Source organism: Neobacillus niacini (assembly GCF_046591715.1).
Classification (GTDB): Bacteria; Bacillota; Bacilli; order Bacillales; family Cytobacillaceae; genus Neobacillus; species Neobacillus niacini_L.
In genome coordinates this window covers 98,772-115,927 of the sequence record NZ_JAWVNQ010000004.1, presented here as the reverse complement: position 1 = coordinate 115,927, position 17,156 = coordinate 98,772, and the positions used below count along the sequence as shown (strand labels likewise).

At 36.3% G+C, this 17,156-nt stretch carries 16 protein-coding genes; 8 read left to right on the top strand and 8 right to left on the bottom strand.

What is annotated here, in order from left to right:
- Positions 1-55 precede the first annotated feature (55 nt).
- Genes SFC47_RS12880 through SFC47_RS12870 form a run of 3 tightly spaced genes read left to right on the top strand, consistent with a single transcriptional unit; the run spans position 56 to position 3,679 of the window.
- Positions 56-1,498, top strand: a complete 1,443-nt coding sequence (locus tag SFC47_RS12880; protein ID WP_411254696.1) for a spore germination protein — start codon at positions 56-58, stop codon at positions 1,496-1,498.
- Between the two features lie 5 nt (positions 1,499-1,503).
- Positions 1,504-2,589, top strand: a complete 1,086-nt coding sequence (locus SFC47_RS12875; RefSeq protein WP_411254695.1) for a GerAB/ArcD/ProY family transporter — start codon at positions 1,504-1,506, stop codon at positions 2,587-2,589.
- Positions 2,582-3,679 (top strand): Ger(x)C family spore germination protein, encoded by a 1,098-nt coding sequence (locus SFC47_RS12870; protein ID WP_411254694.1) that lies wholly within the window; start codon positions 2,582-2,584, stop codon positions 3,677-3,679. The genes SFC47_RS12875 and SFC47_RS12870 overlap by 8 nt, the downstream gene beginning before the upstream one ends.
- Before the next feature lie 34 nt (positions 3,680-3,713).
- Here the strand turns inward: SFC47_RS12870 and SFC47_RS12865 are convergent, their stop codons facing one another.
- Positions 3,714-3,974, bottom strand: coding sequence for a DUF2533 family protein (locus SFC47_RS12865; protein ID WP_411254693.1), 261 nt, complete (start codon positions 3,972-3,974; stop codon positions 3,714-3,716).
- Between the two features lie 123 nt (positions 3,975-4,097).
- Between SFC47_RS12865 and SFC47_RS12860 the strand changes: the two genes are divergently transcribed.
- Together SFC47_RS12860 and SFC47_RS12855 are read left to right on the top strand one after the other, a co-directional pair.
- Positions 4,098-4,382, top strand: coding sequence for a DUF3219 family protein (locus SFC47_RS12860; protein WP_411254692.1), 285 nt, complete (start codon positions 4,098-4,100; stop codon positions 4,380-4,382).
- 19 nt (positions 4,383-4,401) lie between these two features.
- Positions 4,402-5,421: an LLM class flavin-dependent oxidoreductase gene (locus SFC47_RS12855; protein WP_411254691.1), complete on the top strand. Its 1,020-nt coding sequence runs from the start codon at positions 4,402-4,404 to the stop codon at positions 5,419-5,421.
- Positions 5,422-5,448: 27 nt separating this feature from the next.
- Here SFC47_RS12855 and SFC47_RS12850 read toward each other — a convergent pair whose 3' ends face one another.
- The gene (locus tag SFC47_RS12850; RefSeq protein ID WP_411254690.1) at positions 5,449-5,745 is read right to left on the bottom strand and encodes a hypothetical protein; all 297 of its coding nucleotides are present in this window, start codon (positions 5,743-5,745) and stop codon (positions 5,449-5,451) included.
- Between the two features lie 226 nt (positions 5,746-5,971).
- On the opposite strand from SFC47_RS12850, the gene xerS reads away from it, so the two are divergent.
- Entirely contained in the window at positions 5,972-7,057 is a 1,086-nt protein-coding gene (gene xerS, locus SFC47_RS12845) for a tyrosine recombinase XerS (protein ID WP_411254689.1), read from the top strand.
- Between the two features lie 284 nt (positions 7,058-7,341).
- Here xerS and SFC47_RS12840 read toward each other — a convergent pair whose 3' ends face one another.
- From SFC47_RS12840 to SFC47_RS12815, 6 genes are all read right to left on the bottom strand, one after another.
- The gene (locus SFC47_RS12840) at positions 7,342-8,127 is read right to left on the bottom strand and encodes a hypothetical protein (RefSeq protein ID WP_411254688.1); all 786 of its coding nucleotides are present in this window, start codon (positions 8,125-8,127) and stop codon (positions 7,342-7,344) included.
- Positions 8,128-8,226: 99 nt separating this feature from the next.
- Positions 8,227-10,665, bottom strand: coding sequence for a DNA topoisomerase IV subunit A (parC, locus tag SFC47_RS12835; protein ID WP_411254687.1), 2,439 nt, complete (start codon positions 10,663-10,665; stop codon positions 8,227-8,229).
- A complete protein-coding gene (gene parE / locus SFC47_RS12830) occupies positions 10,662-12,641 on the bottom strand; it encodes a DNA topoisomerase IV subunit B (protein ID WP_411254686.1) in 1,980 nt (659 codons plus the stop codon). Before parE ends, parC begins: the two co-directional genes overlap by 4 nt.
- 278 nt (positions 12,642-12,919) lie before the next feature.
- Positions 12,920-13,333, bottom strand: a complete 414-nt coding sequence (locus SFC47_RS12825) for a CoA-binding protein (protein ID WP_411254685.1) — start codon at positions 13,331-13,333, stop codon at positions 12,920-12,922.
- A 108-nt stretch (positions 13,334-13,441) separates the two neighbouring features.
- On the bottom strand, positions 13,442-13,960 hold the full coding sequence (locus SFC47_RS12820) for an ATP-binding protein (protein ID WP_411254684.1): 519 nt from the start codon (positions 13,958-13,960) through the stop codon (positions 13,442-13,444).
- 241 nt (positions 13,961-14,201) lie between these two features.
- The gene (locus SFC47_RS12815; RefSeq protein ID WP_411254683.1) at positions 14,202-15,941 is read right to left on the bottom strand and encodes a glycosyl hydrolase family 18 protein; all 1,740 of its coding nucleotides are present in this window, start codon (positions 15,939-15,941) and stop codon (positions 14,202-14,204) included.
- A 155-nt stretch (positions 15,942-16,096) separates the two neighbouring features.
- On the opposite strand from SFC47_RS12815, the gene plsY reads away from it, so the two are divergent.
- Complete coding sequence (plsY, locus tag SFC47_RS12810) at positions 16,097-16,681, top strand: glycerol-3-phosphate 1-O-acyltransferase PlsY (RefSeq protein ID WP_411254682.1); 585 nt, start codon at positions 16,097-16,099, stop codon at positions 16,679-16,681.
- Between the two features lie 114 nt (positions 16,682-16,795).
- Positions 16,796-16,975, top strand: coding sequence for a hypothetical protein (locus tag SFC47_RS12805; RefSeq protein ID WP_411254681.1), 180 nt, complete (start codon positions 16,796-16,798; stop codon positions 16,973-16,975).
- Positions 16,976-17,156 lie beyond the last annotated feature (181 nt).

The window sequence follows — 17,156 nt, the reverse complement described above, 5'->3', positions numbered from 1 at the left end:
TGTATAAATTACCATTGATAGCAAAAAATATAAGAAAAAGATGGGGCGGATGCGAATGCGAAAAGATCGCAATCGCTTATTAAAGGATATTAAAATACAGGAAGAACATAAGTTACTTTCGAAAGAAGCACCAAATTCTGCTGGGGAATCATTACTACAACAATTTACAACTGGTTTTAATAATAATGCTGATCTAAGTGTTTCAGAATTTCCAAATTTATTCTTAAAAATTTATTATTTTAGCTATCTCATTAATAAGGATCATTATGAGCATTTCTTATCAAACATTAGAAATTTTACTCCAGAAGAGTTAAAGGCGTTTTTAAATCGCTCAGAGTTTAACGTTCTGTCGGATATGAAAAGTATTGAAGAAGCGATATTAACTGGCAGTGCTATTCTTTTTGCTGAAAAGAAGGCATATGATCTCTCCTTTAAGGAAGGAAAGGATCGTTCCATTTCGCCATCGGAATCCGAAACGGTCATTCTTGGTGCGCATGATGCCTTTGTAGAATCTGTTGATATGAATTTGGCTTTAATTCGAAAAAGAGTGATGAGTTCAAAGCTTAAGACAATTAAACTACAGATAGGGAATACGGCAAAAAGAAATGTTTATCTATTATATATTGAAGGTGCAGCGTCACAAAATGATTTAGAAGAAATTAAAAAACGGATTTTATCCGTTCATACGGATGGAATTGTAGATACGAATATGCTTGTGCAATATATTGGTGAATACCCTAACTCTCCTTTTCCCCAATTTTATACAACAGAAAGACCAGACGTAACGGTATATAAATTATTTGATGGGAAAATTGCAGGGTTAATGGAAAACAGTCCATACGCTTTTTGTACACCCGTGAGTTTTTTTGATTTTATGGAATCAATGGATGATTTTGGGCAAAGATGGATTGTCAGTACTTTTATTAGAATAACACGATATATTGCCATTTTAGTTACGTTGTTATTTACTGCCCTATATGTATCCGTTACAACCTATCATTATGAAATGATTCCACAGGCATTACTGCCGACATTGCTGGAGTCACGTAGTAAAGTGCCATTTCCACCTGTGCTTGAAGCGCTTTTTTTAGAGTTCTTGTTAGAACTGCTGAGAGAAGCAGGAGCAAGGCTTCCAACAAAAGTTGGACAAACAATCGGTATTGTTGGCGGTATTGTCATCGGGCAGGCCGCAGTCCAGGCAGGGATTACCAGCAATATCCTTATTATTGTTGTAGCTGCATCTGCAATTGCTTCCTTCGTGGTACCAAGCTATTTATTAAGTGGCTCGATAAGAATTGTACGTTTTGGGTTTATTTTACTATCAGGGTTTTGGGGTAACCTTGGGATTATTTTTGGAATGGGGATTTTGATTATTCATTTAAGCAGCTTGACTAATTTGAATTCTCCCTATTTATTGCCAATATCACCTATGTATCCAAAGTTCTTTAAATACTCATTGATAAGGGGACCATTTAAGAAAAAAGCTGAAAGGGGTTAACCATCATGCAAATAAAAGAGAAGTTATCACCCTTTCAAGCTTCCATTTTAATTTATTTGACACAGTCTGGTGTTACCTTATTTTCATTACCTCGTTTTGTAGCGGAAGCCTTTGGTACAAACGGCTGGATTGGACTTATTATTATATATTTCATCGTTAATATCAATTTAGTTCTCATTTGGCTCGTATTTAAAATCAGCAAAGGAAAGTCCATGTTTGAAATCATAACGATATTCCCTAAATGGGTTACCCTTCCATTTAATCTAACGATAGCTGGTGTCTGGATGTTGTTAGGGGTAATGATTATGGTTAAGTTTTGCATGATTCTAAAGGTATTGTTTTACAATAACGTATCACTCATTTACTTATTTTCAATGGTTTATATATTAATCTATTTACTGTTAAAAAAGGAACTTTATCAAATCGCTAAATCTACGGTGGTTTTATTTTATTTTACCGTTTGGACGGTTTTTTTATTAGCTTTTCATCTTCCAGAATTTAGCTTTATTCGGCTTACACCGTTTATTTTTAAAGGTGATACGGATATCTTATCAGGGGGAATATCTATTTATACAGCTCTTTTGGGTTATGAATTATCTATTTTATATATCCATTTGATTGATAAGAAGCAATTAAAATCAATTATCGCAGGAAATTCCATAACATCACTTATTTATCTAGGTGTGACCTTTGTTAGTTTTGGTTTTTTCAGTTTTGATCAATTGTTAAAGGAAATGTATCCTGTGGTGACATTGTTAGGGTATATATCATTCCCTGTCCTAGAACGTGTTGAAAACTTTACTTTTACGATTTTTGGCTTAAAGGTGCTTATGACGACTGTTATGTATTTATGGGGTACGAAAGAACTCCTACAATATCAGTTTAAAATGGTAAAATCAAACTTTCTCTTAATGGGGATTCTAATAATCAGCTTTTTCATGTCCTTTATACCTAAGGTCATAAAAGATGTTGATCAATGGATATTATATATCTCTTACGCATCTACAGCGATTGCCTTTTTACTGCCTATCCTTATATTGCTTACAATTCTATTTACGAAAATAGTGAACAGAGTCCCAGCCAATGAATAGGCTATTTGTAATTTTAATGCTATTTTTATTGTCTGGATGTGCCGAGCAGCGGATAATAGATGATTTAGCACTAATTAATGCTGTAGGATTTGATATCACGGATAGCCAAGAAAATCCCTTAAAGTTAACGATAACCTTCCCGATAATAACAAAAGACGGAAAATATGACCGAAAAACAATTATGGTTGAAGGAAAATCTGGTAAAGAGGCTAGGGAAAAAGTAAGATTTAAAACAAACCAAAAACTAGAAAGCGGACAAATTCGCGTAGCAATGTTTGGCCAGAAGTTAGCTAAAGAAGGGATACTGCCATATTTACAGTCATTTGTTCGTGACCCGAGTATCGGGACTCGTTTAAAATTGGCTTTAGCTGAAGAAGAAGCCAGCGATGTCATCATGCTGAATATAAAAAACGAAGGCCAAAATGCGACTTATTTAGAGCAATTTTTAACAAAATTAAATAGAGAAAATTTACGAACGAATTATAATGTTTATCAATTTCTTAGAGACTATTATGATGACGGGATAGATCCCATTCTGCCAGTCTTTAACGTTGAGAAAAATAACATTACCTATAATGGCATTGGTCTCTTTCATGAAGATAAACTAATTGAAATTCTTAAACCTTCAGAAGCTAGGTATCTTTTCCTATTCAGGGAAGAGATGAACCAAGGAGTTTTTGTTGAACAAATTGAGGTAGGTGAGGCAGAAGAGGCCACAATCATGCTTAATTATGAACTAAAAAATCACCGAACTGAAATTCCAGCAACACCTAAAAATAAAAAGAAGGCCACTATATATATAGAGTTGATAGGGGATGTGGTTGAATATACAGGTAGAGAGGACGTTTCCGACCCGAAAATTCAAAAAAAGATTGAAACGATCCTTACTGAGAAAATTAATCAAGAAGGAAAGAAACTAATTGAAAAATTACAGGAACTGCAAGTTGACCCTCTTGGAATAAATCGATATGTACGCAATAAGATGAAATACAATGATTGGAAGACATTAAACAAATATCAATCCTATCAGGAAATGAAGATAGATGTCAAGGCGAATGTTATGTTAAACAGTTCTGGAAAGTGGAAGTAGGGATATGTAAAAAATAATCCACCAAGAGAGTGGATTATTTTTTTTCTAATGTGTTTACGTATTCCTTTACCATATCAACTGTAACATTTTTTCTAATTGAGATGATGCGCAAATTTATTTTGTTCATTTTATTTGTTATTTCATTAATTTTATCAGTCGAGAAAGGTTTTCCTTGTTTACATAATTCAACTGCTTCTGCAATATATTTTTCACGCAGTTCATCCAAGGCCTGAAACTCTTGGTAACTTTGATTTTGGTTTTTAGCATGTTTAATTAAGTCTTTATGTACACTCATGATTTCACTCCTCAAGAAATTAACTGTTACTATCATATCATAATTAAAATGGGCAGGAGGAAAATTTGTTGTTTCTTTCGTTTAAGTGCTATCATTTTTATGTGATAAAAGGAGTTGTTACTTTTGGTAAAAGAGATTATCTTAAATAAAACATCAATTAACGTTTACAAGTATGAAGAAAAAACAGAGAATGGTTTACAAAAAATTTCTGTACAATTTAAGGTTACCAGCGAGGAATATCATGATATCACAACACTATTGTACAAAGGTACATTTGATGTAAAAGTTCCTGAGAGAGATCTATCGTTTAGGGCTAAGATTTATCAGTACTCTACTTCCTTTACAAACTTATACATTAAAGGTCAGGTAGGAGATTTTATGTTAGTATTACTAGAAGTAAAAGGGTAGAGAGAAGGGAAGAAAAGGAATGAGGTTAAGTATTTTGGATCAAGCTCCAATCTCTACTAATCAGACACCACAAGAGGCACTGCAAGAATCTATGATGTTAGCTCAAGCTGGGGAAACTTTAGGGTACAAGAGATATTGGATCGCGGAGCATCATGATTTACCGGGTCTTGCATGTTCTGCCCCCGAGGTAATGTTAGGGTATATTGGAGCAAATACAAAGAAAATCCGAATTGGCTCTGGGGCAGTATTATTACCGCATTATAAGCCCTATAAAGTCGCTGAGGTTTATAATATGTTAGCAACACTATTTCCTGGTCGAATTGATATAGGGATTGGCAGAGCTCCTGGCGGTTCTGCAGAAGCAACCGATGCACTATCAGATAACTTTTTACAACAGGTATGGAATATGCCGAATTCAGTGCAAGATCTATTGTATTTTTTAGATAATGATATACCTCCTGAACATTCCCATGCAAAAGTATCAGCTTCTCCAGTTCCAAAAGAATCACCAATGCCATGGCTTCTTGGGACTAGTAAAAAGAGTGGATTACTAGCAGCTGAAAAAGGACTTTCTTACGTATTTGGACAGTTTATGAGTGATCAAGACGGTTCAGCCATTATCAAGCAATATAGAGATCATTTTAAACCAAGGAAGCAAATTGACACTCCACAAGTAATCGTAACGGTTATAGCGGTTTGTGCAGAAACGTCAGAAAAAGCAGAAGAAATAGCACTAAGTTCATTGGTGTGGGGGCTGCAAAGAAAAAGGGGAGAGGGGCAGAAAGGAGTTCCTTCTATCCTAGAAGCAAAGGAATATCTTCGAAATGAGAGAATAGATCTTCACGAAGAAAAGAAACAAGGGATGATTATAGGTAATCCCGAGCAGGTTAAAGAGAGCTTACTTGAATTACAGATAAGATATACTGCGGATGAAATAATGATTGTAACGATAACGCACTCCCCATTAGACCGAATCCAATCGTATAAACTCATTGCAGAAGAATTTGGTTTAAAACCCAATGACCATAGAGAACCGTGAGGTCATTGGGTTTTTTAAAAAAGAAATTTACTTCATTTTAGCAATTTCTTCCGTTACCACAAATGCAAGATCATCATTTCCAAATAAAGCTAAGACACCAAGTAAAGTTTCGTCGCCGATTACGCCAGCTTCATCTTTAGGGACCACTAATTCCATGGCTTCTTGTAAGCTTAAGTTTGCAGCCTGATTTGGGTATGCCCGTAAGTATAATTCTTCAGGATTTAAATCATGATTGATGCACCATTGCGCAAACACAAGGATCATCATTTTTTCCTCGCCTTGATAGTTCTGAATAATTTTTTCTTCCAACTGTTTATGATTCATTTTTATTTCTCCTTTGAAAAAGCATCATCAATTTATTATATCGGAAATAAAGCTGAATTTCGTATCTAACGGTAAGTTTTTTTAGAGAGGAGGATAGAATGCAGGAGATAAAGAAATGGAAAAAAGAGTCAGTATCACGCTATAATATGTAAAATACTTTATTACGTAAAATATAAATTTGACGTAATAAAGGCGATTTAGTAAAATATAGAAGTGAGGTGATTTTATGGTAAATCAGTCAAAACAAGAAAATTTTAAAAAACTGCAGTCCCTCTTATCTGAATTGCCCTGGTATGTCGATGAATACATCAATCATAAATTAAGAAAGCTTTCAACAGCTTCTTTATTTAATTACTGTCATGATTACAAAATCTTTTTTAATTGGATGATCAGTGAGCAATTATATACGGGCGCTTCAAAAGATATTCCATTAAGTCGTTTAGAGCAAATGACAGTTATTGAGGTTGAAAGTTTTTTAAACTTCCTGCATTACGAATTAAATAATAAAGAATTAACGATTAATCGGAAATTATCAGCGCTAAAGTCACTGTTTAATTATCTCCAAAACATTGCTGAAACCCCTGATTTAAAGCCATACATTAACCGTAATGTTATGGCGAAAATTGAATTTAACGAAGTGAAAGACAGTATGGAAACAAAAGCTGCTAAAATGGAAGGGAAAATTCTTCTTGGTGATGAATATGAAAAGTTTCGTTTATTTGTTGCCAATGATTATGGTGAAATTAATAAAGATAACAAAAAAATCTATAACTTTCATCAATTAAACAAAGAACGTGACACTGCCATTGTATCATTAATTTTGGGGTCTGGGCTTCGTCTTTCTGAGTTAGTAGGTATTGAATTAGATGATATTGACTACAAAAAGTACTGTGTAAGAGTAATTAGAAAAGGAAATAAAGAGCAATTTGTATTCTTTAGTCAGATTGCTATGGCTGATCTCCAAGCTTATTTATCTATCAGAAGTACTAAGTACCAGGTTGAAAAGAATAATAAGGCATTATTTATCGCAGCATCAATGGGGCCAAAAGGAAAATCACGAAGACTGACTGCGCGGTCCGTTGAAAAGTTAATTGAAAAGTATGCCGCAGCATTTGGTAAACCGTCCTTATCGGTACATAAACTTAGACATTCCTTTGCCACAAGGTATCATGCTGAAATTAATGATGTACCAAAATTACGCAGGCAATTAGGCCATTCATCAATTCAAACCACGATGATTTACACCCATATAAAGAATGACGATTTAAAAATTGCCGTCGATAAAATGGATATGCCAAAGGAAGAATCTTAACCATGTCAGCAGTGTATTCCGCTGCTGACATATTAAAAACATTCTAGTTAACATAATATTATTATGTAAACAAAAATCGTTAATATCTCAATATCCAAGTATACTTAAGATAATGAGATAAAATTAAATTTTAAGAATTGGTACTGCGAATCTCCATTGCGATTATAGTTCTAGTATCCATTTCATGAGCTTCGTGAGTTCTCTTTTAAATTCACAGCAAAATTCACTTGAAAGTAACAAAAAAACACAGGTTTCCCTGTGTCATTTGTGGTTTTTCGCCGTATTTAGGATTTGTTCTGCCCCTGCCCTGCTTGTTTTTCTTGCTTCCGTTGTACTTTAGTGGAATTGAGGTTCCACTGATCATCTCCATATTTCCATGTAGATTCAACAAAAGCAATGGTATCACCATTAGCAAGCCCAGTAATTCTTTGTACTCCTTCTAAAACAACCTCGCCTGTTTTTAATTTAACTGGCTTTAAGGAATGAAATGAATTAACTGATAATTCTGTCGGTTCATTTAATCGTCCTTTATAATAAAGTCCTAGTTTTTTATAATATTTTTTTCTGTCGTTTAAATCAAACTCATAGGTTTCACCTGTTTTTGCAATCGTTATTTTTGCCTTATAGCCATTTAAGAATGTACTAGCCATTTCTAATGGTTCTGGAACCTTTAATTCTTTTTTTAAATTATTTTTCAAAGTATATAAATTTGTAAGTGTGATCCCGTCGCTCCCTCCTGTTAATACATTCGAAAAAATATCTTTTACTCCATCCTGATTAAGATCGACGAGCTTCAAAGATGCCTTCGAACCGCTTTCCAGCGGTATTTTGTATTGTTTTTCATCGGTGGTGGTTATATCAATATAAATTTCTCTTAAATAATCCTCTTCATCTTCATATGGAATGCCTATTAATTGAATATCTTCATTGATTCCATCTCCAGTAATGTCAGATTCATGTTTTGAAATGGTGATGGTTTTGGCTCTTTCTTCAAAGGCATGCACACCAGTTATTGCCGTAACAGACATGAGAAAAAATGCAATCGCAATAAGTACTATTTCCTTTTTCATTCTTTTCCCCTCCAGTATCTGATAAAGGTAGTATGCCCCAGTTTTGGTAAAAACATGAAAAAAAGACTCCCAATATTTAGGGAGTCTTTAAAGATTAATTTATTCTTTCGTTTTCGTTGGGCCTTCAACCTTCCAAATCGACGTCACTTTTCCATTATCGTTTTCATCAAGAACGAAAGATCCGTTAGAATAACGATCATTTAAGCGAATTTCAGATGTTTGGATAGTTTCTGTGTGGCCTTTTTCGGTTTGTATGAAGAGAGTGTCTGTGTCATCTGCAACAACAAAACCAACTACACGATGCGGATTTGCCTTTAATTCTCGTAAAATGACAACGCCGCGCTTCGCACGTGTTGCTATGTCAAATTCTTTCAGCTTCATTCGCTTCACTGAACCGCGCTGCGTAGTAATGACAATGGTTTCTTTCGTTTCTGGGGAAATAACCTTCCCGCCAACAACAAAATCTCCATCCTTTAGATTAATACCTTTTACACCGGCTGCACGTACGCCGACAACACTAATTTCTTCTTCATGGAACCAAAGTGCATAGCCGAAATTAGAGATCAAGAATAATTCTTTTGTTCCATCGGTTAGATGGACATCAATAACTTGATCATCATCCTTTAGATTTACACCCACTAATGGTTTCGAATAACGCTGAGCCTTATATTGCTTAAGTTCTGTTTTCTTGACCATTCCATTTTTTGTGACAAACAAGAGATAACCATCCATCTCAAAATCTTTCACTGGAATGGCATGGATAATATCTTCGTTGCGTTCAATAGGGATGATATTGGCAACATGCTGTCCAATATCCTTCCAGCGGATATCTGGAAGTTCATGAACAGGACAGTATAAGTAATTCCCTTTATTCGTAAACAGCAGGACGACATCCTTGGTATTCACATCTAGTTGTGCTAATAACCGGTCAGATTCCTTCATCGCCAAGTCCTGTCCGTTTGAAGCAGCATATGAACGCTGGCTTGTACGTTTTATATAGCCTTCTTTCGTTACCGTCACAATGACATCCTCACTTGCTACGGTCACTTCAAGGTTAATTTTCAACTCTTCAATTTCAGCTTCTATCTTCGAACGACGATTGTCAGCGAACCGCTTCTTAACGTCTTTTAATTCTTTTTTAATAACCGATAATAATTTTTTTTCACTTAATAAAATCGCTGTCCATTCTTCAATTTTATTAGCTAATTCTTCCGCTTCATTTTGAAGAGCAGTAATATCAGTATTGGTTAGACGGTAGAGCTGTAAAGAAACAATGGCTTCTGCCTGCGCTTCAGTAAATGCAAACTTGGAAATTAAATTATCTTTTGCATCTCTTTTATCTTTTGACGCACGGATTGTCGCAATTACTTCGTCTAGAATCGATAAGGCCTTCATTAACCCTTCAACGATATGCTGACGTTCTTTTGCTTTATCTAACTCATACTTTGTTCGTCTGACAACTACTTCTTTTTGGTGCTCTATATAGGCGTCCAACAATTCACGAATTCCTAATAATTTTGGATGTTTTTTGGCAATCGCGACCATATTAAAATTGTAAGTGACTTGCAAATCACTATTTTTATATAGATAGTTTAGGACACCATTCGCATCTGCATCTTTCTTAAGTTCAATGACAATCCGGAGACCCGTTCTGTCTGTTTCATCGCGAATTTCAGATATTCCCTCGACTTTTCGGTCGAGGCGGAATTCATCGATTCTCTTTACTAAATTTGCCTTGTTGACTTCATAAGGGATCTCCGTTACGACAATCTGCTGTTTGCCGCCGCGTACGTCCTCAATCTCCGCTTTACTGCGGACAATGATTTTTCCTTTGCCAGTTTCATAGGCCTTTTTAATCCCCTCAATACCTTGAATGATACCGCCAGTTGGAAAATCAGGACCCTTAATGACTGTCATTATTTCATCAACAGTTGAATCTGGATTTTCCATACGCATAATTACCCCATCAATCACTTCTCCAAGATTGTGAGGCGGAATATCAGTTGCGTACCCTGCAGAAATCCCTGTTGACCCGTTTACGAGCAAATTCGGAAACATGGCTGGTAGGACGGTAGGTTCCTTTGAGGTATCATCAAAGTTTGGAATAAAGTCGACTGTTTGTTTTTCTATATCACGAAGCAATTCCGCAGCAATTGCAGAAAGACGGGCCTCTGTATAACGCATTGCAGCCGGGGGATCTCCGTCCATACTTCCGTTGTTTCCATGCATTTGGACGAGAACATTTCGAACTTTCCAGTCCTGGCTCATTCGGACCATCGCGTCATAAACGGATGAATCACCATGCGGGTGATAGTTACCAATTACATTACCCACTGTTTTTGCTGATTTACGGAAGCCTTTATCATGTGTGTTGCCCTCCACATGCATTGCATATAGAATGCGCCTCTGCACGGGTTTTAAACCATCCCTTGCATCAGGTAAGGCTCGTTCTTGAATGATGTACTTACTATATCTGCCAAAACGATCGCCGATTACATCCTCTAGTGGTAAGTCACGGAATTTCTCATTTGTGCTCATTCGTCAGATTCCTCCTCGGCAACCGTAATATTTTCATTATCAAGGATCGTATCATCTTCTTCTAAACCAAACGCCACATTGGTTTCAATCCATTTACGGCGAGGGTCAACTTTATCACCCATTAGCGTTGTGATACGCCTTTCTGCTCTAGCAGCATCATCTATTTTCACTCGAATCAATGTCCGAGTTTCTGGATTCATGGTTGTATCCCAAAGCTGGTCTGCGTTCATTTCTCCAAGACCCTTATAGCGCTGGATCATATATCCTCTGCCTACTTTTTTTATGGCATCCTGAAGCTCTTCTTCGTTCCAGGCATATTCGATAATTTCTTTTTTACCTGCTCCTTTACTTACTTTATATAAAGGCGGCAGCGCGATAAACACTTTTCCTGCTTCAATAAGTGGTTTCATATATCGATAGAAAAAGGTTAACAGCAGCACTTGAATATGCGCACCATCGGTATCGGCATCCGTCATAATAACGACTTTATCATAATTTACATCCTCTAGATTAAAATCAGCACCTACGCCTGCCCCAACGGTATGAATAATCGTGTTGATTTCTTCATTTTTAAAAATATCTGCCAGCTTAGCTTTTTCTGTATTGATGACCTTACCCCGCAGTGGAAGTACGGCTTGAAAGCGTCTGTCACGTCCTTGTTTTGCAGAACCGCCGGCAGAGTCACCCTCAACCAAATATATTTCATTTTTTTGCGGATTTCTTGACTGAGCAGGTGTAAGCTTCCCTGATAATAGAGCGTCGGAACGTTTGCGCTTTTTACCGCTTCTAGCATCCTCCCGTGCTTTTCTTGCTGCTTCACGGGCTTGGTAAGCTTTAATCGACTTCTTAATTAATAACGAGCTAATGTCAGGATTTTCTTCAAGGAAATAAGTAAGATGTTCAGAAACGACAGCATCTACAGCTGATCTAGCTTCACTCGTACCTAATTTTCCTTTTGTCTGTCCCTCGAATTGTAGTAATTGCTCAGGAACTCGGATTGAAATAACCGCGGATAGTCCCTCACGAATATCTGCACCCTCAAGATTTTTATCCTTTTCTTTCAAAAGAGAAACTTTACGGGCGTAATCATTGAAGATACGTGTCATCGCCGTTCGCGATCCGACCTCATGGGTACCTCCATCCTTCGTCCGGACATTATTTACAAAAGAAAGCATGTTCTCTGAGTAGCCATCATTAAATTGGAAGGCAAATTCAACTTCAATCCCATTATGACTTCCTTCAAAGCTAATCACTGGATGGAGGACATCTTTCTCCTCATTTAAGTAGGAAACAAATGCCTCTATCCCATTTTCATAATGAAAAACTTCATGAAAATCATTTCGGTCATCGATAATTTCAATCTTTAACCCTTTTAAAAGAAAGGCTGATTCTCTTAACCTCTCACATAATGTTTCAAAATTATAAGTGGTTGTTGAAAAGATGGATGGGTCAGGTTTAAAGTGAATCGTTGTACCTGTTTGATTGGTTTTACCGATTTTTTCTAAAGTAGTAACCGGTTTACCCCCATTTTCAAAGCGCTGTTCATAAACAAAACCATCTCTTTTTATCGTTACAGTTAACCATTCAGATAATGCATTAACGACGGAGGCACCAACACCATGTAAACCGCCGCTGGTTTTGTATCCGCCTTGACCAAATTTACCTCCGGCATGGAGGACAGTTAAAATGACTTCAGGAGTTGGCTTCCCCATTTTATGCATGCCCGTCGGCATTCCGCGTCCTTTATCCATTACACTTATTGAATTATCTTTATGAATTTTTACAATGATTTGGTCTCCAAAACCTCCAAGAGCCTCATCGACAGAGTTGTCGACGATCTCATATACAAGATGGTGTAATCCGCGTGTATCAGTGCTCCCGATGTACATTCCTGGTCGCTTCCTGACGGCCTCCAGTCCCTCTAGTACCTGTATGGCATCATCATTATATTCAAAAGCTTTCTGATTACTTGCCACTTAAATACCCCTTTCATTCCCTACAAAAGAAAAAACACTTTCTACTTGCTATCTTTATGAGTAATTTTATCATTCGTGTTAAAGTTGTTTCCATAATTTAGAACGAATGTTTGCCGCATTTAATTGTACCACATGTTTAGGCATGTCTATGCTTTATTTTAGCGATTTATTTCGATTTGGCAAATGCCTATTTTGAAACAACATAATTATGTAACAGTTTTTGATGCCAAAAAAAGTAAAAAACTGCTAATGATTTAGCAGCTTTTTAAAGCAAATGATTATTTTGTTAAAGCATGTGCCACCTTTATGCAGAGGTCCATAATCACAGTGTAGCCTTTTTCCTTCAAGAACTCATATGCCTCTTCATTTACTAAGCCTTGTTGGGCCCAAAAAACATCTGCATCAATTTCATCAAATTCTTTCGCAACATCGAACAATTGTTCTGAACGGCGGAATACATTGACAATATCGATATGTCCTTCAATGTCCTTTAAAGAAGCAACCGCTTTAACACCAAGTACTTCATCAACAGTTGGATTCACAGGAATAATCTCGTATCCTGCTTTTTGCATCACTTCTGAAACCATATAGGAGGTTCGGTCTGGTTTATCACTTAACCCTACAACAGCGATACGTTTAGATTTTTTAAGAATAGCTCCTATTTCTTCTAATGATGGATTTTCGACTGCCATGAATACACTTCCTTTATTTCCTTAATTTTACTATCCACTCTAACTATAACATAATTAGAGTGTTTTCAAAAAATAATAGCTCCCGGGGAAACGGAAGCTTTTTGGTTACTAAGATGTTTTGTTTTCGGAAGAGACTTTTGGTACAGTAAGACTGTATCTTGCCCCATCCTCAGTATTCTCAACCTTTAAGGACCCATTCATCTTTTCGATAATTATTTTTGAGATATAAAGGCCATTGCCGGTTCCATGCTCTTTTGCGGTGGAATTAAGTTCGATTAACCCCGAAATATGTGCAGGATTAAGTCCGCCTTCATTATCGGTAAACTCCACAATAATAAGATTTTCTGTATGGCAAATCTGGATCTTTATCTTCCGGTTTTGGATATTGTTCATTTCAAAGCTTTCTCTTGCATTTGTTAGGATTTGTAAAACAATTTGACTGAATTCATTGGGAACGCCATACGCCATTTGCAGCCCGCGGTATTCAAAATCTACATGAATATCTTGGTTCTTAAGGATAGAGAAAAAAATTAATAATGCGTCTTCTATTGAATCCGATACTGAAAAAGGAATTTTTTCTTTGTTAGTCTGATAGAATTTTCGAACTTCATTAATAGCTCGAGACATACGTTCACCTCTTTTGGTTTACAAAATGATAATAAAACTCCCATCAATACCAGGGTTTAAATGGTCTGTGGTTTAAATTAATAGTTAAATTATATTTCTGAATAACCAACCTTTTCAATCGGTACTCCAAAGAGTTTGAAAATTCTACATATATTTGTAATTAATTCGACCCTAATTGTTCTTAACTTTGACAGAATATCATGATGAATAAAAACAAAAAGAAATAGACCAGCCCAGGGGTCTATTTCTTTGTTACGGCTTTATTTGGATCTATATTTATTGCACTCCAAGCGGTTTGGTCTCCGAAATTTCTGGACCAGGAAGCTACTCCAGCTAGTTGATAATTAGCAGCAATATTTGCGCGTTTAGATAATGATAATTCATCCTCAATCCATACTTTGTAGGTTGCATTTTCTTCTTCCGCATAATATTCTACATAGTTTTGACCGCTTACTTCATCATAAACTGGCTGCAGCCCTTTCTCTGCAATCCATTCTTTCACCTTCGTCATCGACAATGCCTGAGAGGTGACTTCCGTTATCCCGTCCTCTTTTTGCTGCTCTTTCCAAAGCCTAGTGTATAATGGTACGCCAAGAATCAGCTTTTCATTTGGAACCTCATTCAACAAGTTTTCCAGGTTTTTCTCAACCCATGGCAGACTTGATACACTCCCGGCAACCGGAGATGAACCTGAATGCTCATCATATGCCATAATAATTAGATAGTCTACAATACCAGAAAGCTTACTTCTTTCATAGAAGGATGACCAATTATTATTTTCACCCGCATAAAAGGTGATATCCATAGAAACAACTAATCCTGCTTCGTGTAAGTAAGGAGTTGCTTCACGCATGAATTGGGTGACAAGAGTGCCATCTTCCTGCTTTACATTTTCTATATCAAAATTTATTCCTTGTAATTGGTACATTTGACTGAAATGAAGCAGCTGAACGATAATCTTCTGTCTTGTTTCAAAATCTTTTAACGCTTCATGTGTAAGCACCGGGTCAAATGAATTCGAAAACAGCCCCCATACTTGATAACCCTTTGACTGTGCCCATTTACTATATTCCAAAGAAGCTAAATTATTTATGCTACCATCGTTTCCAGCTAAGGAGAACCAAGTTGGTGACACTACATTAAGACCGAGCATATCTGGTATTTGTGTATAATCAGGATTTCTTGTATAGACCGCCTCCCAGGTTAGTTGGATCGGCCCGTTAATCTTAGGAATATCTATAGCTGCACTTTTCTCTCCGATTGCTATTGTAACTTCTTTGTTTTTCTTTACATACTTCTTGTTGATATATCCGCTTACGCCATTTTCTTTTCTCACTAAATAATAGTTCTGTTTTTCTCCTTCAATCATGACGGTTTCTTGTTTCGATAATTCCGCAGTATAGGGTGACTGTAGGGATGGCTCAGTTCGTAACCTTAATTGTTCAGAGTGTACATCTTTTTCCGATATTTCACCCTGTATATAATGATCACCATTTTTTTGTAACCAAACCGCACCTGTATCATTTAAAACAGTATATTGGATAGGATAAAAGCTTAGCAGTGGTTCAATAGCTACAAAAATTTGACCTTCTTTTGAAATAATCGGTGATACCTGCAAATTCACTGGTTTTTGATTTACAAAGAAAGTTAGAGAATCGGTAGGCATTTGAATCACTTTGTCTTTTGTGGTAATGATGATGGACTTCGATTTCTCGTCAAAAATAATAGAATCATCTATGTGTTCTTGCATAAAGGATAGCGGCAGGAAAATTGAATCCCCCTCAACTACTGCGTTTCCTTCTTGAGTTCCTTCAAAAAGGATTGGATTTTCCTTTGTAAAGTATTCTGCCATGTCCTTTGAAGCAAATGGATATAATAAAAAAAGAATAGAAGATGCAATCATAACGATCGCTATCAACAATCCTCCAAGAATCCATTTTGGTGTTAGTGATTTCTTCTTATGATAATCTATTTGTGCCAACGTTCTTCCCCCTCACATCTATCGTACGGTATTAAATACTAATTGAGAAGGAATTTTTACTCACTTTTTAAATTTGTTACAAAGGTGTGGTAGTGTTTTTTAACCATTACATGGTAAAATAGGACATGCATTATTTATAGAAGGAGAATACATTGATGGTTCCAATTATTTTAGTTTTGATACTCGCCTATCTGCTTGGATCAATTCCGTCTGGCTTAATCATTGGTAAAGTTTTTTATAAAACAGACATACGCGAGCATGGCAGTGGAAATTTAGGCGGAACGAATACGTTTCGAACTTTAGGAGTCAAGGCTGGTCTTGCAGTAACGGTGGCAGATATTCTTAAAGGAACATTAGCAGCTTTCTTACCGGTTTTGTTCGGTCTTGAGATCAATCCATTACTTGCCGGGGTTTTTGCTGTTATTGGACACACCTATCCGGTCTTTGCTGGATTTAGAGGCGGTAAGGCAGTAGCAACATCTGGAGGCGTATTACTGTTTTGTGCACCATTTATGTTTTTGACCATTTTTATAGTCTTTTTTGCCAGTCTTTATCTCACTAAATATGTTTCACTATCCTCCATGCTTGCTGGCATTTGTGCGGTGATTTATGCTGTTATTGATGGGGACATTCCTCTATTAATCGCAGTAACACTATTGGCCTCCTTTGTTATCTATCGGCACCGTGCGAATATTAAGCGAATCATGGATAAAACAGAACCTAAAATTAAATGGCTTTAAGGAATCTTAAATGGTTCCTTAAAGCCATTTTTCATTAAAACTTCATAATCACAGTCATTTTCTGTATCCTTGGTAAAGTAAAATAAAGGTAGATAAACCCATGGAGGGGATAATATGACTGATCTTAATCAGAGTTATATGTTTACAACTGAGGTTTCTTCGACACCAGCAGATCAAGAATTTGTGGTTAAATTTTATCAGTGTTTAGTGGATGATCTTCCAGAAAAATTTCCTTGCAAGATAACAAAGAACTTTGATGAACTAATCGATTTTTTTGAAAAAATGGATGAATAATAAGCAAAATAAACGGAGTTCCTCGAGCGGAACTCCGTTTATTATATCTTTAATAATGTAAATGAGTAATTTCCCATCACATCCTCAGTATAATCCAGTTTAGTATGGTCAAAGTAAACATAATCTTGTTCATGAATGAGGATTAGGACCCCATCAAATTCAAATTGAAGATCTCCATTAA